This window comes from Arthrobacter sp. HLT1-20 (genome assembly GCF_054510895.1).
In genome coordinates, this window is record NZ_JBTNDR010000006.1 from 1 (window position 1) to 20903 (window position 20903).

At 63.7% G+C, this 20903-nt stretch carries 16 protein-coding genes and 1 riboswitch; of the genes, 15 read left to right on the forward strand and 1 reads right to left on the reverse strand.

Annotated features, from left to right (window positions below; all coding sequences use genetic code 11):
- Positions 1-201: 201 nt before the first annotated feature.
- From ACX80Q_RS05045 to ndk, 5 genes are all read left to right on the forward strand, one after another.
- Entirely contained in the window at positions 202-957 is a 756-nt protein-coding gene (locus ACX80Q_RS05045; protein WP_459329434.1) for an SDR family oxidoreductase, read from the forward strand.
- 239 nt (positions 958-1196) lie between these two features.
- Positions 1197-4487, forward strand: a complete 3291-nt coding sequence (gene ileS / locus ACX80Q_RS05050; protein WP_459329568.1) for an isoleucine--tRNA ligase — start codon at positions 1197-1199, stop codon at positions 4485-4487.
- Positions 4487-5869 (forward strand): bifunctional folylpolyglutamate synthase/dihydrofolate synthase, encoded by a 1383-nt coding sequence (locus ACX80Q_RS05055; protein ID WP_459329435.1) that lies wholly within the window; start codon positions 4487-4489, stop codon positions 5867-5869. The genes ileS and ACX80Q_RS05055 overlap by 1 nt, the downstream gene beginning before the upstream one ends.
- A 3-nt stretch (positions 5870-5872) precedes the next feature.
- Positions 5873-6328, forward strand: coding sequence for a DUF4233 domain-containing protein (locus ACX80Q_RS05060; RefSeq protein WP_459329436.1), 456 nt, complete (start codon positions 5873-5875; stop codon positions 6326-6328).
- Between the two features lie 43 nt (positions 6329-6371).
- Positions 6372-6788, forward strand: coding sequence for a nucleoside-diphosphate kinase (gene ndk / locus ACX80Q_RS05065; protein WP_459329437.1), 417 nt, complete (start codon positions 6372-6374; stop codon positions 6786-6788).
- A gap of 161 nt (positions 6789-6949) precedes the next feature.
- Here ndk and ACX80Q_RS05070 read toward each other — a convergent pair whose 3' ends face one another.
- Complete coding sequence (locus ACX80Q_RS05070) at positions 6950-7585, reverse strand: vitamin K epoxide reductase family protein (protein ID WP_459329438.1); 636 nt, start codon at positions 7583-7585, stop codon at positions 6950-6952.
- Positions 7586-7954: 369 nt separating this feature from the next.
- Here ACX80Q_RS05070 and ACX80Q_RS05075 point away from each other — a divergent pair, with 369 nt between their 5' ends.
- The 10 genes from ACX80Q_RS05075 to ACX80Q_RS05120 all read left to right on the forward strand — a co-directional run bounded on the left by ACX80Q_RS05075 (position 7955) and on the right by ACX80Q_RS05120 (position 20881).
- Positions 7955-11224 (forward strand): Rne/Rng family ribonuclease, encoded by a 3270-nt coding sequence (locus tag ACX80Q_RS05075; protein WP_459329439.1) that lies wholly within the window; start codon positions 7955-7957, stop codon positions 11222-11224.
- 109 nt (positions 11225-11333) lie between these two features.
- A riboswitch (TPP riboswitch) is annotated at positions 11334-11432 on the forward strand.
- On the forward strand, positions 11415-13019 hold the full coding sequence (thiD, locus tag ACX80Q_RS05080; RefSeq protein WP_459329440.1) for a bifunctional hydroxymethylpyrimidine kinase/phosphomethylpyrimidine kinase: 1605 nt from the start codon (positions 11415-11417) through the stop codon (positions 13017-13019). Its footprint overlaps the riboswitch before it by 18 nt.
- A 397-nt stretch (positions 13020-13416) precedes the next feature.
- Positions 13417-13725: a 50S ribosomal protein L21 gene (gene rplU, locus ACX80Q_RS05085; RefSeq protein WP_044573640.1), complete on the forward strand. Its 309-nt coding sequence runs from the start codon at positions 13417-13419 to the stop codon at positions 13723-13725.
- 62 nt (positions 13726-13787) lie between these two features.
- Positions 13788-14042, forward strand: coding sequence for a 50S ribosomal protein L27 (gene rpmA / locus ACX80Q_RS05090; protein ID WP_103465521.1), 255 nt, complete (start codon positions 13788-13790; stop codon positions 14040-14042).
- 146 nt (positions 14043-14188) lie between these two features.
- A complete protein-coding gene (gene obgE, locus ACX80Q_RS05095; protein ID WP_459329441.1) occupies positions 14189-15802 on the forward strand; it encodes a GTPase ObgE in 1614 nt (537 codons plus the stop codon).
- Positions 15802-16953, forward strand: coding sequence for a glutamate 5-kinase (proB, locus tag ACX80Q_RS05100; protein ID WP_459329442.1), 1152 nt, complete (start codon positions 15802-15804; stop codon positions 16951-16953). Before obgE ends, proB begins: the two co-directional genes overlap by 1 nt.
- 39 nt (positions 16954-16992) lie before the next feature.
- Positions 16993-18273: a glutamate-5-semialdehyde dehydrogenase gene (locus ACX80Q_RS05105; protein ID WP_459329443.1), complete on the forward strand. Its 1281-nt coding sequence runs from the start codon at positions 16993-16995 to the stop codon at positions 18271-18273.
- Positions 18274-18443: 170 nt separating this feature from the next.
- Positions 18444-18695 carry a hypothetical protein gene (locus ACX80Q_RS05110; protein ID WP_459329444.1) on the forward strand — a complete coding sequence of 84 codons (252 nt, stop codon included), beginning with the start codon at positions 18444-18446 and terminating at the stop codon, positions 18693-18695.
- Between the two features lie 13 nt (positions 18696-18708).
- Complete coding sequence (nadD, locus tag ACX80Q_RS05115; RefSeq protein ID WP_459329445.1) at positions 18709-19362, forward strand: nicotinate-nucleotide adenylyltransferase; 654 nt, start codon at positions 18709-18711, stop codon at positions 19360-19362.
- Positions 19363-19369: 7 nt separating this feature from the next.
- Positions 19370-20881: a hypothetical protein gene (locus ACX80Q_RS05120; RefSeq protein ID WP_459329446.1), complete on the forward strand. Its 1512-nt coding sequence runs from the start codon at positions 19370-19372 to the stop codon at positions 20879-20881.
- Positions 20882-20903 lie beyond the last annotated feature (22 nt).

A 20903-nucleotide genomic window follows, 5' to 3' on the forward strand; every position in this document is an offset into this window, starting at 1 on the left:
ACACCAGCCCCAGCCAAGCACGTCGGAATCAACCTGCCCAAACCAAAAACACCACAAAAACTAGCCAAGTGACTCAACACAGCTTGACAATTTTCGTGGCGCCACATACACGGCAAATGATGCGCAGGCGTCAGAGTATGGATATTGCGTGTTGATGAGGACCTGATCCGGGGGGAGCACAGTGCACGCTACATTTAATACATGGCTGAAAACACTTCCAAGCATGCAGTTGTCACCGGCGCCAGTTCCGGCATTGGCGAGGCAACCGTCCGTAAACTTCGCGCCGACGGCTGGACCGTGGTCGCGGTGGCCCGCCGCGCCGACCGCCTTGAAAAGCTGGCCCAGGAAACTGGGGCCCTGGCTTTTGCCGCGGATGTGACCAAGGACCACGACGTTGCGGCCCTCGTGGACTTCGTGGCAGCCAACGGCGGCCTGGACACCCTGATCAACATTGCCGGCGGCGCCCGCGGTGCGGACCACGTGGCCAGCGCCAAGGCAGAAGACTGGGACTGGATGTACCAGGTCAACGTGCTGGGCACCATGAAAATGGTCCAAGCCTTCCTGCCGGCCCTGCGCGCCCACGGCAACGGCACGGTCTTGAATCTGACGTCCACCGCAGCACTGTCCGCCTACGAGGGCGGTGCCGGTTACAACGCTGCCAAGTTTGCCCAGCACGCCATCACGAGTGCCTTGCGTCTGGAGGAAGTGGCCAACAACCTGCGCGTCATCGAGGTGGTGCCCGGCCTGGTGCAGACCGAGGAATTCGCCCTCAACCGTTTGGCTGGCGACGCCGAGGCCGCCAAGAAAGTGTATGAAGGCGTGGCAGCGCCGCTGACGGGCGACGACGTGGCAGATGTGGTGAGCTACGCCGTCGGGCTTCCCCACCACATCAACCTGGACCAGATTGTGGTGCGTCCTGTGGCGCAGGCCGCCAACCACAAGCTGATCCGCAGCTAGGAAACACGCCAGGCGGCCGCATCTAGTAGACTTGCCAGCAAAGCGTTGACCCGGCCATCACCGGTGAGCTTCCGGAAGAACACCCCGCGCACCAGGGGGTTAGTAGAACCGGACGGGTAAGCCCGTCACAGCAGCTAATGAGCGGCCGTCTTTGGCAACAAATGCGGTAAGCGAGGTGGTACCGCGGCGCAAGCCGTCCTTGCATCCTGAACATGAACACCCACAACCAGGATGATGTGATGACCCACTTCCCGAAGGCCTCTGCAGCCGCCGGCCTCCACGCCGAATCCAAGCACGTTCCCTCCTCCGTGAATTTCCCGAAGGTGGAAGAACTCGTCCTGAAGTACTGGGATGAGGATGGCACCTTCCAGGCCAGCATTGATGCGCGCGACGCCGGCGAAAATGGGTCCAACGAGTTCGTCTTCTATGACGGCCCTCCCTTCGCCAACGGCCTGCCGCACTACGGCCACCTGCTCACCGGCTACGCCAAGGACCTGGTGGCCCGCTACCAGACCCAGCGCGGGCGCCGCGTTGAGCGCCGCTTCGGCTGGGACACGCACGGCCTGCCCGCCGAGCTGGAAGCCATGAAGCAGCTGGGCATGACGGACAAGGCCCAGATCGAGGCCATGGGCATCGACAAGTTCAACGACGCCTGCCGCTCCTCCGTCATGAAGTACGCCGGCGAATGGCAGGAATACGTCACCCGCCAGGCCCGCTGGGTTGACTTCGACAACGACTACAAGACCCTCAATGTTGAGTACATGGAGTCCGTTCTCTGGGCGTTCAAGCAGCTCCACACCAAGGGCCTGACGTACAACGGTTACCGCGTGCTGCCCTACTGCTGGAAGGATGAGACACCCCTCTCCAACCACGAGCTGCGCATGGATGACGACGTCTACAAGGACCGCCAGGACCAGACCGTCACTGTCACCTTCCCGATCCTCGCCGGCGAATCTGCACTGTCCCAGGAGCTGGCCGGCGTCGGCGCCATCGCCTGGACCACCACGCCCTGGACCCTGCCCACCAACCAGGCCCTCGCTGTGGGGCCGAAGGTGAGCTACGCCGTCGTGCCGGCGGGTCCCAACGGGGTCGCCACGGGCGCAACGACTGAGAAGTTCCTGCTGGCGGCTGACCTAGTGGGTGCCCACGCCAAGGACCTGGGGTACGACGACGCTGCTGCCGCGACGGCCGCCGTCACCGCCACGTACGCGGGCGCCGAGCTTGAGGGCCTGAAGTACGAGCCACTGTGGGACTACTTTGCCGACGATGAAAAGTACGGCACGGCCAAGTCCTGGCAGTTCCTGCTGGCCGATTACGTCACCACCACCGACGGTACCGGTATTGTCCACCAGGCCCCTGCCTATGGTGAGGAGGATCAAAAGGTCTGCGAGCAGTACGGCATCCCCGTGGTCCTCTCCGTCGATGAGGGCGCCAACTTCCTGCCGCTCTTTGCCGAAGGCCCGCTGAGCGAGATCGCCGGCGTGCAGGTCTTTGACGCCAACAAGGCCATCACCCGCGTAGTCAAGGACGCCGGCCGCCTGGTCCGCCAGGCCAGCTACGTGCACAGCTACCCGCATTGCTGGCGCTGCCGCACACCCCTGATCTACCGCGCCATCTCCTCCTGGTACGTGGAAGTCACAGCCTTCAAGGACCGCATGGTGGAACTGAACCAGGACATCAACTGGATCCCCGGCAACGTCAAGGACGGCCAGTTCGGCAAGTGGCTGGCCAACGCCCGCGACTGGTCCATCAGCCGCAACCGGTACTGGGGTTCACCCATCCCGGTATGGCAGTCCGATGACCCCGAGTACCCGCGCACCGACGTGTACGGCTCCATCGCTGAGATGCAGGCCGACTTTGGCCGCCTGCCACTGAACAACGAGGGCGAGGTGGACCTGCACCGCCCGTTCATCGACGAGCTGACCCGGCCCAACCCGGATGACCCGCGCACGCCTGAGCAGGGACAGTCCACCATGCGCCGCGTGGAGGACGTGCTGGATGTCTGGTTCGACTCCGGCTCCATGCCGTACGGCCAGGTTCACTACCCGTTCGAGAACGAGGAATGGTTCAACACCCACAACCCGGCGGACTTCATTGTCGAGTACATTGGGCAGACCCGTGGCTGGTTCTACATGCTGCACATCCTCTCCACGGCACTCTTTGACCGGCCGGCGTTCAGGAACGTCATCAGCCACGGCATTGTGTTGGGTTCCGACGGGCAGAAAATGTCCAAGAGCCTGCGCAACTACCCGGACGTGTCCGAGGTCCTGGACCGCGACGGCTCCGACGCCATGCGCTGGTTCCTGATGGCCAGCCCCATCCTGCGCGGCGGCAACCTGGTGGTGACCGAGCAGGGCATCCGTGACGGCGTTCGCCAGGTCATCCTGCCCCTGTGGAATGTGTACAGTTTCTTCACCCTGTATGCGAACACGGCCAACGGTGGCAAGGGCTACGACGCCAAGCTCCGCTACGACGACTACTCCGATCCCATGGACCAATACCTGCTGGCCAACACCGGCGACCTAGTCCGCGAACTGACAGCCAAGCTGGACGACTACGACGTCTCCGGCGCGTGTGAATCCCTGCGCGTCTACTTCGACATGCTCACCAACTGGTATGTCCGCCGCAGCCGCACCCGCTTCTTCGATGAGAACCAGGACGCCTTCGACGCCCTCTACACGGCGCTGGAAACCGTGTGCCGCGTGGCAGCGTCCCTGCTGCCGCTGGTCACCGAGGAAATCTGGCGCGGCCTGACGGGCGGGCGTTCCGTGCACCTGACCGACTGGCCCAACGCCGACCTCTTCGTGCCCAACGCCGACCTGGTGGAGCAGATGGACCGGATCCAGCAGATCTGCTCCACCGGTTCCAGCCTGCGCAAGGCCGCCAAGCTGCGCGTCCGCCTGCCCCTGCAGGAGCTGACGGTGGTGGCCCCCAACGCCGCCCTGCTCAACGACGGCGCCAACGTGGTGGCGGACGAACTGAACATCCGCTCGGTGCGCTTTGTTGATGCTGCGGACGCCACGCCGGAGGAATTTGGCATCTCGCAGAAGCTGGTTGTCAACGCCCGCGCCGCCGGCCCGCGTCTGGGCAAGAATGTCCAGCTCGCCATCAAGGGTTCCAAGTCCGGCGACTGGTCGGTCACCGACGGTGTTGTCACAGCCGGTGGGCTTGCGCTGGAACCGTCCGAGTACACGTTGGAGACTGTAGTTTCTGACGCGGTCGACGGCGGCGCCAGTGCCGTTGCGATGCTGCCGGGCGGCGGCTTCGTGGTGCTCAACACCGAGCTGACCGACGAGCTCGAGGCCGAAGGCACAGCCCGGGACATGGTCCGCGCCATCCAGCAGGCCCGCAAGGACACCGGCCTGCAGGTCAGCGACAGGATCCGTACCATTATCAGCGCCCCGCAGGACATTGTTGACGCCCTGCACGCGAACGCCGAACTGGTCAAGACCGAGACCCTGACGCTGAAGCTTGAACTCATCCCCGGTGACGTTGAAACCACCATCACTGTTGAACGGACCGTAGCCTAATGACTGCCAATCACGACGAATTCTCTGTGGAAAGTGTCTACGCCGAACTGCTGGGCCGCGCCCCGGAGAACAAGATGGAGCCGCGGCTTGCCCCGCTGTTCCGGGCCATGGACATCCTGGGTGAACCCAACAAGGCTTTCCCCATCATCCACATCACCGGCACCAATGGAAAAACCTCCACTGCCCGCATGATCGAGGCCGGCCTGCTGGCCCACGACCTGCGCACGGGCCGTTACACCAGCCCGCACCTGACCCGCGTGACCGAGCGCATCAGCATTGATGGCGCCCCCGTCAACGATGCCACGTTCGTGCGGATCTGGGACGAGATCCGCCCCTACCTGGACATTGTTGACGCCGAACTCACAGCTGCCGGTGAGCAGCGACTGACGTACTTTGAATGCCTCACCATCCTGGCGTTCGCCATTTTTGCCGACGAACCGGTGGATGTTGCCGTGATGGAAGTTGGCTTGGGCGGCATCACCGACGCCACCAATGTGGGCGACGGACAGGTAGCCGTGATCACGCCCATCTCGCTGGACCATGTGGAGTTGCTTGGTGACACCACTGCCCTCATCGCCACGGAAAAGGCCGGCATCATCAAGGAAGGCGCGTTCCTCATCAGTGCCGCCCAGCCGGCCGATGCCGCGCAGGTCCTGCTGGACAAGGCCCGCGAGATGCACGCCGACTTCCGCTTTGAGGGCATTGAATTTGGTGTTGAAGCACGCACCATCGCCGTGGGCGGCCAAATGCTGGACCTGCAGGGCCTGGCCGGCCGTTACCCAGGCATCCTGCTCCCGCTGCACGGCGAGCACCAGGCCCAGAATGCCGCCGTCGCACTTGCAGCGTTGGAGGCATTCCTTGGCGGGGGCGAGAAGGAGTTGAGCCACGAGCTGGTTCAGGAAGGCTTCGCCGCCGTCACGTCCCCGGGGCGTCTTGAAGTCATGCGCACCTCGCCCACCATTGTGGTGGATGCGGCCCACAACCCGGCGGGCATTGCCGCCAGTGCCAAATCCCTGCAGGAATCGTTTGCGTTCAGCAAGCTGGTGGTGGTCCTGGGCGTCCTGGTTGAAAAGGATGCGGAGGAGATTCTGCGCACCATCAAGGAGTCCTATGGCGATGAGGCTGCTGAGATTTGCCTGACCCAGTCCAATTCACCGCGCGCCATTCCGGCCGCCGAACTGGCGGAGATGGCAGCGGACCTGGGCTGGCTGGATGAGGACATCCACATTGCCGAGAAGCTCGACGACGCCATTGAGTGGGCTGTTGAACGCGCCGAGTCCAACAATGACCTGGCCGGCGGGGTGCTGATCACCGGATCCATCACACTGGTGGGGGAGGCCCGCATCCTGTTGGGCCGACCCGGTGAAAAGGAAGGTGCCTAAGCCATGGCGAAGTTGACCAAGGCGCAGCGCGAGTGGAAACCCAACACACCCAAAAAACTCCGCTCCACTCGCCTGATGTTTGCCTCTGTGGTGCTCATGCTGGAGGCCTTCGTGGCCCTCTTCCTCGGCTTGGGGCTGTTCGGGCTCAAGGATAAGAACCCCATCTATCTGCTGGTGGCGGCTGTCCTGGCCGTCCTGTTCATTGCGGCCTGCGGGGTGGTCCGCAAGCCGTGGGGGCCCGCCTTCGGCTGGGCCCTGCAGCTGGCGCTCATTGCCGGCGGCTTCTGGGAGCCGTCCATGTTTGTTGTGGGTGCCCTGTTCGCAGCCGCCTGGTGGTTCGCCCTGTACGCCGGTGCCAGGATTGACCGGGAAAACGTTCAGCGGGCCAAGGCCCAGGCCCGCTGGGACAGCGAACACCCCGAAGCCGGCGGCGACGGTTCCGCGGCTGCGGCCAAGTAAACTGAATCTGAAAACGCTTTTACCTATTTTATTTGGAGTTACTGTGAGCATTGAGCGCACTCTTGTCCTGGTCAAGCCCGACGGCGTGGCACGCAACCTCTCCGGTGCCATCCTGGCCCGCGTTGAGGCCAAGGGATACGCCCTGGCAGAACTGAAGAAGGTCACTGCCACCCGTGAGCAGCTCGAGGCGCACTACGCAGAGCACGAAGGCAAGCCGTTCTACGAGCCCCTGGTTGAATTCATGCTCTCCGGTCCCGTGGTGGCCGCCATCTTTGAAGGCAACCGTGTGATCGAGGGCTTCCGCGCCGTGGCCGGCACCACCGATCCCACCACCGCAGCTCCGGGCACCATCCGTGGCGATCTGGGCCGCGACTGGGGCCTGAAGGTTCAGCAGAACCTGGTCCACGGCTCCGATTCGGTGGAGTCCGCCGAGCGCGAGATCGGCATCTGGTTCGCCTAAGGCATAGTTCGCCGGTCGAGCTTGTCGAGACCAAGGTACTTACAACGAAGGGCACCTCCCAGCTGGGAGGTGCCCTTCGTCGCAAGTACTTGAAAATCTGTGGCGCAGTTGTTGCATCAAATGGCCCGGAAAGCGCATCTACTGCGTCATAGATGGGAGGGTTAGGCGTTGGAGGGGATGATCAGGTGCATGAACCGGAAGAAGATCGAGGCAATGACGGCCACGTAGAGCAGGCCCATAATCACCCAGGCCCACTCGTTGATGAACTTGGTCAGGGCCGGTGTCGCGGGAATGACCCCGGCATTGATGTTCCGCACTGTGGTCCAGACGAAGAGGGGGATCATCATGGCCCAGACGATCATGCAGTAGGGGCACAGGACTGCCAAGGTGTAGAGGGCCGTGAACCAGAACCAGCACACCAGTGCCATGCCGGCGGTGATGCCCACCTGTAGGCAGAGCCAAAACCAGCGCTGCATGTGTGCCCCGGCGAGCAGGACCACTCCCACGGTGATGACCACGGCAAAGGCCACGACGCCGATGAAGGGGTTGGGGAAGCCCAGAATGGCGGCTTCGGGGGTCTTCATGACGTCGCTGCAGGAGATCCATGCGTTGAAGTCGCAGCTGGCGTTGGCGTTGGGATTTTTGTAGAGCTCTAAGCGTTCAAGCACCAGGGTGAACGACGCCAGCCAGGCAATGGCACCGGTGATGATCAGGAACCATCCGAACGGTTTGGCACGTACCAAGGCGGGCTTGTCGATGTCCGCCGGATCGCCGGTGGAAACTTTGGTGCTAGGCATTGTGTCCTTTTCATCGAGATGAGGTGAATGTGTCCTGATTGTAGCTTGAGTTTCTTGGCGCGCCATGGAGGAAACTGCTCCATGACAGGGCTCGTATGAGACAATGGTTTCGGCTGACTGGCGATCCACATGCGTCTTTCAGTCCAATGGCACGCCCACGGGCTGCCGGTGACGACGCTGCCAGTGTGTGCAGCCATCCACCGGACAGTTTCCGTAAACCATTGGCTTATCAGAGCTTGCGCACCCAGAAGTTGGTGCCGCCTGAGAAGTAATTAGACGACTTCCGTCGACGCCTGCGGGTGTTGGCACATCAGCCGATTTCGGCGCTCGATGTGGGTGCGCTGTTTTGGCGCGAAAGTAACGCCCACTATGAATAATGAACAGCCCACATTTGATGCCACAGAGGCAGCGGCGGTCCCCGCCAAGGCCAAGGCTCCCCGTTCGCGCCGTGCCACGGCCGCAGTGACCAGCCCGGCAGAGGTTCCTGCCGTTGAAATGGCAGCGGAGTCAGCGCCGGCCAAGAAGGCGCCGGTCCGCCGCAGCCGTGCCAAAAAGGAAGCCGCTCCCGCCGAGCAGCCAGCCGCTCTGCTCGACGCCGTTGAGCTCGACTCCGTTGAAGCAGCAGCCCCCGAGGCGGCGCCCGTCAAAAAGGCTGCCCGCCGCCGTGCAACGGCACCTGTTACTGCACCCGCTGCTGTCCAGGGTGAATTGAACATTCCCGCCGAGGAAGCCGCCGAGGCCCCCGTGGCCAAGGCGCCCGCCCGGCGGACCCGCACCACCAAGGCAGCGCCCGCCAAGGCCGCCGAAGAAGTAGTTGCAGCAGACGTGGTTGACGCGGCAGAGCCCGCGCCCGCTGCCAAGGCCCCCCGCCGCGCCACCCGGAAGGCAGCAGCCCCGGCACCTGAGCTGCTCGAGGCAATTGTGGAGCCCGCAGCTGAGCCTGCGGCACAGGAAGCAGCAGCCGAGGCCGCCCCGAAGACCACGCGGAGCCGTCGCAAGCCCGCAGTAAAGAAGGATGTCCCCGCCGAAGCCCCGGCCGAGGAGGCAGCCGCAGCGCAGCCGGCGCCCGTCGAGGCGTCCGTGGCGGAGGAAGTGGCGGAGGCCCCCGCCGCACCCGAGGCCTTGTTCATGGCCCCGAGCAGCGGCATGTCCACGCTTTTCCTGGCTCCCGACATGAGCATGGCTGTGCCTGCCGTTGTTGCCCAGGATGACAACGACGACCGCGACGACGAGCAAGACGGCAACGACGGCGAACGCCGCGGCCGGAACCGCGGCCGCAACCGCCGCACCCGCCCCGCAGAGACCGAAGCCGCCCAGTCAGAGGACGAAGCGGACGCTGAGCAGGACAATGAGGTGCCCGACGACGGCGTGACCTCACGTCGCCGTCGTCGTCGCCGCCGTGGCGATGCCGATCTGGAGCTGACGGGCGGCAGCGACGAGGACCCGCCCAACACGGTGACCCGCGTCCGCGCCCCCCGCACCCCCGCCGAGCCCAGTGCCAGCGCCTCCAACCGCGTGACGAGCCTGCGCGGCTCCACCCGTTTGGAAGCGAAGAAGCAGCGCCGCCGCGACTCCCGTGACTCCGGCCGGCGCCGCACGGTCATCACGGAAGCCGAATTCCTGGCCCGCCGCGAATCCGTGGACCGGGTCATGGTTGTTCGCCAGTCGGACGACAGGATCCAGATCGGTGTCCTGGAGGACGGCATCTTGGCCGAGCACTTTGTTTCCAAGACGCAGCAGGATTCCCTCATTGGCAACGTGTACCTGGGCAAGGTCCAGAACGTGCTGCCCAGCATGGAAGCTGCCTTCGTTGACATTGGACGCGGCCGAAACGCCGTGCTGTACGCGGGTGAAGTTGATTGGGACGCCGCCAACCTCAACGGCCAGCCGCGCCGCATTGAGAACGCACTGAAGTCCGGCGATTCCGTCCTGGTGCAGGTGTCCAAGGACCCCGTGGGCCACAAGGGCGCCCGCCTGACGAGCCAGATTTCCCTGCCCGGGCGCTACCTGGTGTTTGTGCCGGGTGGTTCCATGACAGGCATCTCCCGCAAGCTGCCCGACGTCGAACGCAACCGCCTCAAGCGCGTCCTGAAGGACCACCTGCCCGAAAATGCTGGCGTCATTGTGCGCACGGCTGCCGAAGGTGCCTCCGAGGAGGAGCTCACCAATGACATCAACAGGCTCCGCGCCCAGTGGGAAGGCATCAACGACCGCGCATCCTCCCACAAGACGCTGGCCCCTGAGATGCTCTACGGCGAGCCCGATTTGACCATCAAGGTGGTCCGCGACGTCTTCAACGAGGACTTCTCCAAGCTGGTTGTTTCCGGCGAGGACGCCTGGGACACCATTGAGGCCTATGTGACCTATGTTGCCCCGGATCTGCTGGACCGCCTGGAAAAGTGGAGCAAGAGCGAGGACATCTTTGCCGCGCACAGGATCGACGAGCAAATCTCCAAGGCACTGGAACGCAAGGTCTTCCTGCCGTCGGGCGGTTCGCTGGTCATTGACCGCACCGAAGCCATGACTGTGGTTGACGTCAACACGGGCAAGTTCACCGGCTCCGGCGGCAACCTGGAAGAAACGGTCACCAAGAATAACCTGGAAGCTGCCGAAGAAGTGGTGCGCCAGCTGCGCCTGCGCGACATCGGCGGCATCATTGTCATTGACTTTATCGACATGGTGCTCGAATCCAACCGGGACTTGGTGCTACGCCGCCTGGTTGAGTGCCTGGGCCGTGACAGGACCAAGCATCAGGTTGCTGAAGTGACCAGCCTGGGCCTGGTGCAGATGACGCGCAAGCGCATGGGCACGGGCCTGCTGGAGGTCTTCGGCGAGCAGTGCGGCACCTGCCTGGGCCGCGGCATGGTCACGCATGAGATCCCGGTTGAGCACCGCCGCGTGCACACAGTTGCTGTGGAGTCCCCGCAGGCCCATGCGGCCAAGGTGGCGGCGGACCAGCGCGACGGCGACCGCACGGCCAACAGGTCCACGCGCAGCGAACGCAAGCGCAACCGCAACCGTTCCAAGCCCGAGTCGGAGCAGGCTGAGCACGCCCCGGTGGAGGCCCACCACGAGGAACCCACCGACGCCCAGAAGGCCCAAAAGGCCCATGAGGCCCGCGCTGCCTTGGCGAACATTGCCGCAGCCGCTGCAGCGTCGCACCATGAGCACGATGCTCCCGCAGCTCCCGTTGCTGAGCAGCGGGTGCAGCAAGACAATGATGCGTCCGACGCCGCAACACTCACCCTGGGCGGGGAAGCCATTGAGCTGCCCCGCGGCCACCGCAGCGAAAGCTCCGGATTCGCCGAGACCAGCAATGCCGACCAGGCTGCGGCCTTGGCCGGGCTGACTCAGGCGCTGGACCAGCTGGCCAGCCCGGGACAGGAGCAGTCGGCGCCGGACACCGCCGAGGCAGGCGGCAACAACCGCTCACGCTCACGCCGTGGACGCCGCAACCGCAGCGCCCGCAGCGCGCAGGGTGGGGCGGACATGGCAGTGGAAACCGGTGAGTCGCAGGCGCCCGCACAGGGTTCGGTGCAGCACAGCAGTGCTGCCGTGGACCTTCCGGTTGCTGCCAAGCCGGCCAGGAATTCCGAGCCGATCATCTTAGGTGTTGGAGTTCCCGCCTCGGAGCTGTAACCCTCATCAACTGACCCGCAGAAAACGCCGAAAAATCGCTCCTTGAGCCTGTTTTTCGCCGTTTATTGCGGGTCAGTTTCGTTTAAGCGGCAAGGCGGGGTTTAGGGTGGGGAGCGACACGGGGTGCCTGGACAAGAGGTCCGGCTGAGAAAAGACCCGTTGAACCTGCCCGGCTAGCACCGGCGAAGGGATGTCCATGGAAACCTTGCTTTCTGCCCCGCCATTTTTGGCTTCACCCACCCCGGACGCCAGGCCCGGCTCCCGGCAACCACTGGGCGTCAGGCACCCGCGCGTGCTCAGCATTGCCGGCTCAGACCCCTCAGGGGGTGCCGGCATCCAGGCGGACATCAAGGCCATCAGCGCCCACGGCGGCTACGCCATGGCGGCACTGACAGCCTTGACGGCCCAGAACACGCGCGGTGTGGGCAGCGTCCATGTGCCGCCGGTTGCTTTCCTGGTAGAACAGCTGGACGCCATTTCTGCCGACATTGTGATTGATGCCGTGAAGATCGGGATGCTCGGCACTGCCGAGGTCATGGCGGCCGTGGGCGCCTGGCTGGCCAGGACGCGGCCAGCCGTGGTGGTTCTGGATCCGGTCATGGTGGCCACCAGTGGCGATGCTCTCATGGCCCCGGCGGCCCGCCAGGCCCTGTTGGACTTGCTGGAAAGTACCCACCTGGTCACGCCCAACATTGTTGAATTGGCGGTTTTGTTGGGGCAGCCGGAGGCCAAGAACTTCAACGAAGCCCTGGCACAGGGCCGCCAACTGGCGGCTGCCTACAGTGTGGCCGTTCTAGTCAAGGGCGGGCACCTGCCGGGGGAGGAGTGCCTGGACGCACTCGTGCAAGGTGACGGCACCGTTGAAGTGTTCACGGCACCGCGAGTGGATACCACCAACACTCACGGCACAGGCTGTTCGCTTTCTGCCGCCGTGGCCACCCTACAGGCGCGGACGGGGGACTGGGCAGCCAGTGTGCGCCACGCCAAAGCCTGGCTAAGTGGCGCCCTGGAAACCGCCAACGAGTTGGCGGTGGGTGCCGGGGCGGGCCCCATTAACCACTTCCATGCCTTGTGGGACAGTGCGGCGCCGAGCCTGGATGCGTTCAGTCGGCAGCTCTGGCACGAATGCCAGGAGCAGCGAGAAGCCATTTTTGGCCTCGACTTCATCAAGGAGCTCGCCGCCGGCACCTTGCACCATGACCACTTTGCCTACTACCTTGCCCAGGACGCGCTGTACCTGAGCACCTATTCGCGTGTCCTTGCCCGGGCCAGCGCCCTGGCGCCCACCGAGGCGGAACAAAAGTTCTGGGCTGGCGGAGCGCAGAACTGCCTGGACGTTGAACTGGCCTTGCACCGCGACTGGCTCAGCCAGTACCCCACGGAGCTGCGTCAGGGCCCCGTCACCAAGCACTATGTTGACCATCTTCAAGGGGTGGCCTTCTCGGGCAGCTACGGCGAAGTGGTGGCAGCCGTGCTGCCCTGCTACTGGCTGTACGCAGAAGTTGGCCGGGTACTGCACCAGGACTACGTGTCCTTCCCGGGCAAGCACCCCTACGGGAGCTGGTTGGAGACCTATGCCGACGAAGCCTTTGCCGAGGCCACGGAAACTGCCTTAGCCATCATGGACGCAGCTGCGCGGCGCGGCTCGGCGCAGGAACGCGAAGGCATGCGGGCCGCTTTTGCCCACTCGGCCCAGTATGAGGTGGACTTTTTTGCCGCCCCACACAGCATCCTAGGTAGCACCGTGGACAGTTCAGCCCGCAAATCCGCGCCAATGGGGGCCTTGGGTGATTAACACCACCAGCTCTGGGGCACAATCGCGGCGAGTCTTGGGGCAAAATGGCAAAATCTCGCCACATCCACGCTAAAGTTGGTGAGTACGGTTTCCCGCTCCTCTATGGCAGGCGAACAAATTTAGCTTTGTTCTTTCGTCCACCAGAAATGCGGGTAATCAGTGTCATTTGCGCCCGGAGACAGAGTTAGCGTATTCTTGATCTTCGGTGCTTACGCCAACACCTAGGGCAACCACTCCATGGCAGAACTCCATTGAGGTCCACGGCGTTGAGGCACGTAGTATGCACCCCGTGCCCGTTCTATTCTGAACAGCGGGCGCATACGGTTGGTAGATGTCAATCATGATTCCTACCGGCACAAAAACTTTGTAATAAACGTCGAGAGAAGTGAGTTCCCCAGTGGTGTACGCGATTGTCCGCGCAGGCGGCCGTCAAGAAAAGGTTTCCGTCGGAGACCACGTGACCATGAACCGCGTCCCCGGTGGAGTTGGCAGCACGCTTGAGCTGCCCGCTTTGCTCTTGGTTGATGGTGACAAGCTCACCACAGCCGCGAAGGACCTGGCTAATGTGAAGGTTACGGCTGAGAAGTTGGAGGATCTTCGTGGACCGAAGATCGTCATCCAGAAGTTCAAGAACAAGACCGGCTACAAGAAGCGCCAGGGTCACCGTCAGGAACTGTCCAAGGTCAAGATCACTTCAATCGCTTAATCAAGCGCTTTTGAAGTTCGATCCACTTTAGAATCTTTTAGTAAAAAGGCAGGCATTTTCAAATGGCACATAAAAAGGGTGCGAGTTCCTCTCGCAACGGTCGTGACTCCAACGCTCAGTACCTGGGCGTAAAGCGCTTCGGCGGTCAGGTTGTCAAGGCAGGCGAAATCATCGTTCGCCAGCGCGGCACACATTTCCACCCCGGTGAGGGTGTTGGTCGTGGCAAGGATGACACGCTGTTCGCATTGGATGCAGGCGCCGTCGAGTTCGGCACACGTCGTGGACGTCGTGTTGTGAACATCGTCGCTGCGGTCTAATACCAAAGCTTTTCCAGTGGAGCGGGCCGCATGGCTCGCTCCACTGGCTTTTAACACAGCTACACTTTTCGGCCGGTATCAGGCCCTAGTCCAGCATCGGACTATAATTGGTGCGCACAAACCAAGTTCTATTCAAGGAGATTTCAGTGGCCAGCTTTGTTGACCGGGTTGTTTTGCACGTATCCGGCGGGACTGGCGGCCACGGCTGCGTCTCAGTTCACAGTGAAAAATTCAAACCGTTGGGCGGGCCCGACGGCGGCAAGGGCGGCGATGGCGGTAGTGTCACCTTCCGTGTCAGCGACCAGACCACCACCTTGCTTGACTTCCACCATGCCCCCCACCGTCGCGGCGGCAACGGCCAGCCCGGCATGGGAGACTGGCGCGACGGCAAGGACGGCAATTCGCTGATCCTTGAAGTTCCCGATGGCACTGTCATCAAGGACAAGGAGGGCAATGTCCTCGCCGACCTCGTTGGCATCGGCACGGAGTACGTCGCTGCCGCGGGTGGCCTGGGCGGGCTCGGCAACAATGCCCTTTCCTCACTCAAACGCAAGGCCCCGGGCTTCGCCCTGTTGGGTATTGCAGGCTCAGAGGCCGACATTGTCCTTGAGCTGAAATCCATTGCCGACATCGCGTTGGTGGGTTTCCCGTCCGCCGGCAAGTCCAGCCTCATCGCTGCCATGTCTGCGGCCCGGCCCAAGATTGCCGACTACCCTTTCACCACCCTGATCCCCAACCTGGGCGTTGTCCAGGCTGGCGAGGTCCGCTTCACCATGGCCGACGTGCCCGGCCTCATCGAAGGCGCCAGCGAAGGCAAGGGCCTGGGCCACAACTTCCTGCGCCACGTGGAGCGTTGCGCCGCGATTGTGCACGTCCTTGACTGTGCAGCACTCGAGGCCGACCGCGATCCCATCAGCGACCTGGCCGTTATTGAGCGCGAACTCGACCAGTACGACGTCGACATGAGCTTCGCAGGAACCGACGGCGACGTGGTTCCCCTCAACGCCCGTCCCCGCCTGATTGCCCTGAACAAGGTTGACTCCCCGGACGGCCGGGACATGGCCGGTTTCGTCAAGGCTGACTTGGAAGCCCGCGGCTACCGTGTGTTCGAAGTCTCCGCGGCAAGCCATGAGGGCCTGAAGCAGCTTGGCTTCGCGATGGCAGAGATTGTCACGGCAGCACGCAAGACCCTCGCCGATGCTCCCGTCAAGGTCACCCCGGTGATTCTGCGCCCCCGCGCCGTCAACGAAACATCCTTCACCATTCGCCGTGAGGAGCGCAACCTGTCCCCGCTGTTCCGTGTTCGCGGTGAAAAGCCCGAGCGTTGGGTTGAGCAGACCGATTTCCAGAACGAGGAAGCCATCGGCTACCTGGCAGACCGGCTGGCGAAGGCCGGCGTCGAGAAGGAACTCTTCAGGATCGGTGCCACACCCGGGGACACCGTCGTCATTGGTGGCGAGCATGGCATGATCTTCGACTGGGAGCCCACCATGATGGGTGGCGCCGAGCACCTGGCCGCCCCGCGCGGCACCGACCTGCGCCTGCTGGATCTTGGTGACCGCCCCACCCGTGCACAAAAGCGTGAGGAACAGCAGGACCGCCGCGACGCGAAGGCTGCCGCCCGTGCCGAGCTGGAAGCCGAGCGCAAGGCAGGCATCTGGACCGAGACAAGCACCCGCAAGGCCGCCGAGGCCCGCGTCATTGCAGCGGACATTGCTGCAGAAGGCGGCTCCGACAGCACGGGTGCAGCGCAGAACTAATGGGAGATAAGGGGCAGGATCAGGTGACCTCGCTGAGCTCGCGGCAAGAGATTGCCACCGCGGCGCGCATAGTTGTCAAGGTCGGTTCGTCATCACTGACATCAGTGGCGGGCGGCATCTCTGAAGATGCCCTCACCCAACTGGTGGCCGTGCTGGCGGAGCGCCGATTGGCTGGCACGGAGATCATCCTGGTCTCCTCCGGTGCCATCTCTGCGGGCTTGTTGCCGCTGGGCCTGAGCCGCCGCCCCAAGGATCTTGCCACCCAGCAAGCCGCAGCCAGTGTGGGCCAGGGCCTGCTCATGGCGCATTACAACCGTGCCTTCACCTCCCACGGTGTCACGGCCTCGCAGGTCCTGCTCACGGCGGAGGACCTGACGCGGCGCCACCAATACGTCAACGCGCACCGTGCCCTGGAACGGTTGCTGCTGCTGGGTGTTGTCCCCATTGTCAATGAAAACGACACGGTGGCCACGCATGAGATCCGATTTGGTGACAACGACAGGCTGGCCGCCCTGGTAGCCCACCTGGTCAAGGCCGACGCCCTGGTGCTGCTCTCCGATGTGGACTCGCTCTACGACGGTCCGCCGTCCCAGGGAGCAAAGCGGATCAGCGAGATTGCCTCACCCGAAGACCTTGAGGGCATTGTCATTGGCAGCGCCGGCAAGGCAGGCGTCGGCACCGGTGGCATGGCCACCAAGGTGCAGGCTGCCCTGATCGCGGCCGAGACAGGAATCCCCGCACTCGTCACCTCCACCGGCCAGGCGGCTGCCGCCCTGGCGGGAGAAGATGTGGGCACCTGGTTTGGCATTAACGGCAACAAGCGACCCGTGCGCATGCTGTGGCTGGCGCACCTGGCCGACATTCGCGGCCGTTTGGTCCTGGACGACGGCGCCGTCAGGGCTGTGGGGGAGCGGCACAAATCGCTGCTCCCGGCCGGCATTACGGCCGTCAGCGGTGATTTCGACGCCGGGGATGCTGTGGAAATCAGCGATGCCGCAGGGAAGGTGTTCGCCCATGGCCTGGTCAACTACCGGCATTCGGACCTGCCCCAAATGTTGGGCCGCTCCACCAAGGAGCTGGCCAAGGAGCTGGGCCGGGAGTTTGAACGCGAAGTGGTCCACGTCGATGACCTGGTGCTGCTGAACGGTTAGCTCACAGCGCGATCTGCGCCCGTGCCATAGACTTGTGGCATGACCGAGCAGATTGTTGAACAAAATATTGCCGCCGAAGTTCGGGCCATCACCGACCGCGCCCGCAGGGCAGCGCGTCGCATGGCCGGAGCCAACCGGGCCTGGAAAGACAAGGGGCTGCGCGCGATTGCCAAGGCCCTGTTGGAAAACCAGGACAGGATCTTGGCCGCCAACGCCAAAGACCTGGCGGCAGGCAGGGAAAACGGCACCTCCGTGCCCATGCTCGACAGGCTCACACTGACCAAGCCGCGGGTCCAGGGCCTGGCCGACGCGCTGGAGAACCTCGCCACCCTGCCCGACCCCGTGGGCAATGTGGTGCGCGGCCAGACCCTTCCCAACGGCCTGCGCATGCGCCAGATCAACGTGCCCATGGGTGTGGTTGCCGCCATTTATGAGGCACGCCCCAACGTCACAGTGGACATTGCCGGACTGGCCCTCAAGAGCGGCAATGCGGTGATCCTGCGCGGCGGAACCGCCGCCGCACACACCAACCAGGCGCTACTGGGCATTCTCCGCGAGGCCCTGGAAACCGTGGGCCTGCCCGCCGACGCCGTGCAGTCCGTTGACCAGTTTGGCCGCGAAGGCGCCAACCTGATCATGAAGGCCCGCGGCGCCGTTGATGTGCTGATTCCCCGTGGCGGCCGCGAACTCATCCAAACTGTGGTCAACAACTCATCGGTGCCCGTCATTGAGACGGGTGAAGGCAACGTGCACATCTTCATTGACGCCAGCGCCAAGGAAGAGATGAGCGTGAACATCTTGCTGAACGCCAAAACCCAGCGCCCCAGTGTCTGCAATACCGTGGAGACGCTTTTGGTCCACAAGGACGCCACGGTGCTTGCCGCGGTGCTGAAGGCACTAAGCAAGGCAGGCGTCCGCCTGCACGTGGATGAGCGGGTGCAGGCTGTGCTGCCCGCAGGTGTCACAGCAACGCCGGCCACCGATGAGGACTGGGCCACCGAATACATGGACCTGGACCTGGCCGTCAAGATGGTTGACTCCCTGCCCGAGGCCATCAAGCACATCCGCACCTGGAGCACGGGCCACACCGAGGCGATTCTGACCAACGATCTTTCCAACGCGGAGATTTTTGTGGCCGAGGTAGATTCGGCGGCCGTCATTGTCAACGCAAGCACCCGATTTACCGACGGCGGGGAGCTGGGCCTGGGCGCCGAGGTGGGCATTTCCACGCAGAAACTGCATGCCCGCGGGCCCATGGGCCTGACCGAGCTGACAACCACCAAATGGATTGTCCAGGGCGAGGGCCAAGTCCGGGGGTAACGTTGCCCGTCACGTGGGACCCTCGAGGATGTGGCCGCCACCAGGCCCTTCCTGACGGGCCGGTGTGCCACTGCGGGCAGATACCACGTACCATTAGAAGGAATTCAAGCCAATAATGGTCCGGAACCGGTGAATAGCTCACCCCGGCCACGCACCCTAGGGGAGAAATAATGCTGACCCAGCTTGCCGGCGTCGTACTAGCCGCTGCAGAGGAACACCATGAGGAACTGGCACCGCTGATCGCGCCGCCGTTTGTGATTGGTGGCATCATGCTCGCGGCCCTGCTGCTGCTCATGTTCGTTTGCGTGTCCTTCATGAACCTGGGCAACCGCCACGCAGCTGTTGAGACAACTGACGATCCCCACCGCCAGCACACCAACAAGCACCCGCTCGGCGACGGTCCGGCGTCCTCCAATCACTAAGGAAACGCGCCGGGTGCCGTCACTTGACGGCACCCGGGATCGTCTCCGTATTGGAGTCATGGGTGGAACATTCGATCCGATCCACCATGGTCACCTTGTTGCAGCCAGTGAGGTTGCGAGCGTTTTTGAACTTGATGAAGTCATTTTCGTCCCCACGGGCGAGCCCTGGCAAAAGGTAAAAGGCGAGGTCAGTGCTGCCGAGCACCGCTACCTGATGACAGTTATTGCCACAGCGGCGAATCCGCAGTTCACCGTGAGCCGGGTGGACATTGACCGCCCGGGACCCACGTTCACGATCGACACCCTGCGTGATTTGCGGCGCATGCGCCCGGATGCTGACTTGTTCTTCATCACAGGTGCCGATGCCATGGCCCAGATCATGTCGTGGAAAGACAGTGACGAATTGTGGAGCCTGGCCCATTTTGTGGGTGTGACACGCCCCGGCCATGTGCTCGATAACAGGGGCCGCAAGGACGTAAGTTTGTTGGAGGTGCCCGCCATGGCCATTTCCTCCACGGATTGCCGCAAGCGAGTGGCTGAGCACAACCCCGTCTGGTACCTGGTGCCCGACGGCGTGGTGCAATACATTGCCAAGTACGGCCTTTACGTTCAACCGAGCACTGATGCCAGTGCTGGCATTGTGCCGGTGACTTCGAGAACTGAATGAGTAATTGATGAGCAAGGAAAAGGAGCCGATTCGCAGCCGCAGGGAACTGCGCGAACAATCGGTACACGCCACAGGCGCCACGGAACAACCGTCGGTGCCCGTTCGCCCTGCCCCCAGCACGCCCCCAGGCAGCGCAGTTGCACCACGGGAACGGCAGTCGCAAACACGGGCCCGTGACAGGGCCGCCCTGCGTGCCTACAAGGAACTCATTGACCCTCCCGGACTGAGCCCGCTGCCGTCCCGGCGCACCCTGCGCCAGGCACAGCTCGACGCCGAACGGGCGCCCGTCACTGCCGTGAACCCGGTGGTCCAGGTGCCCAACAAGCCGGCCAAGCCTGTCCCGGCCGACGCAGCCCCGGCCGCCGCAGTAGCGCCCACTGAAGCGGCGCCGGTGACGGCCCAGGCGCCCAAGAACGCCAAGCCCGCAACGAAACCGGTCCGTGAACCGGCCGCCGCCCCCAAACAGGCCAACGCCACCGGGGGACGCAGCCGTGGGGGACGCCGGGCAGCAGCCCTGAACCCTGCAGCCACGTCGCAGCCAGCGGAAGAAGTAGTTGCCCCGGCGCACCCGGTTGAGGTGCAGGCCGACGCGCCAGCCGAGGTTGCACCCGAAAGCGCCGCCGAGGCAGAGGCGGCTTTGGTGCTGCCCGATGCCGCAGCAGTTGCCAACAGATTCCCGCCCTTGCCGGGGCTGGTCCCCGGCGGCAGCTACTACCCGGTCTCTGCCGGTCCGCCGCCCGTCACAACCCCTAGCACGGAAGAACTTGCCGTGCTGGCTGCGCAAAAAGCCGAGGACGAGCGCACAGCGGTGCTGGCCCTCCGGGCCCAGGCGCGCGAACGCTTGGCCCAGGAAAGCGCCAAGAGCAGGCGCCCTGCTGCCGATCCCACGGCAACCAACAACCTGGCCATGGTGACTCCCCTGGAGTTCATTGAGGTTCCGGGGGTGGGCCGGCCCGTGCTGCGTCCCCCCACCACCACGCACGTGCCCATCGTCACGCGGGCAACCCCGCGCCAGGGTGCCGCTGGGAAGAGCCGGACGGGCCAGGTGCGGCCAGCCGCTGCGGCTCCTGCCGCCAGCAATGGTGCTGTCAATGCTCCCGAGGCTGCTCCCGAGGCTGCAACACCCAACGCCCAGGGGCGCGGCAAGGGCCCGGCAACGGTACCCAGCGTCAGTGCCGAGCGCTTCGATGCGGCGCTGGCCGCCCGGGCCGTGCACAGGCCAGGACCTGGCAACAGGCCCTTGACCGGCGGACGCAGCAGCACGCTTAAGCGCGCCGAAGAGATGGCCACCGGGGGGCACCCAACCATTGCCTCCGGCGTCGAACAGGTAGAAGTGACACGCTCACAGATGCCGCCCATGCCGGCAGACTACGCCCACGGACTCGAGCCGCTGGATGCCATGACTGCCGGGCTGGGACGCACACAACGGAACATGCTGATCCAATGGGGCAGCATCATTGTTGGTGGGGCAGCATTCGTGGTTGGCGCCATCATGTTCATCACCACCCTTACACGCTAAATTTTCACCAATCAAAGGAAAC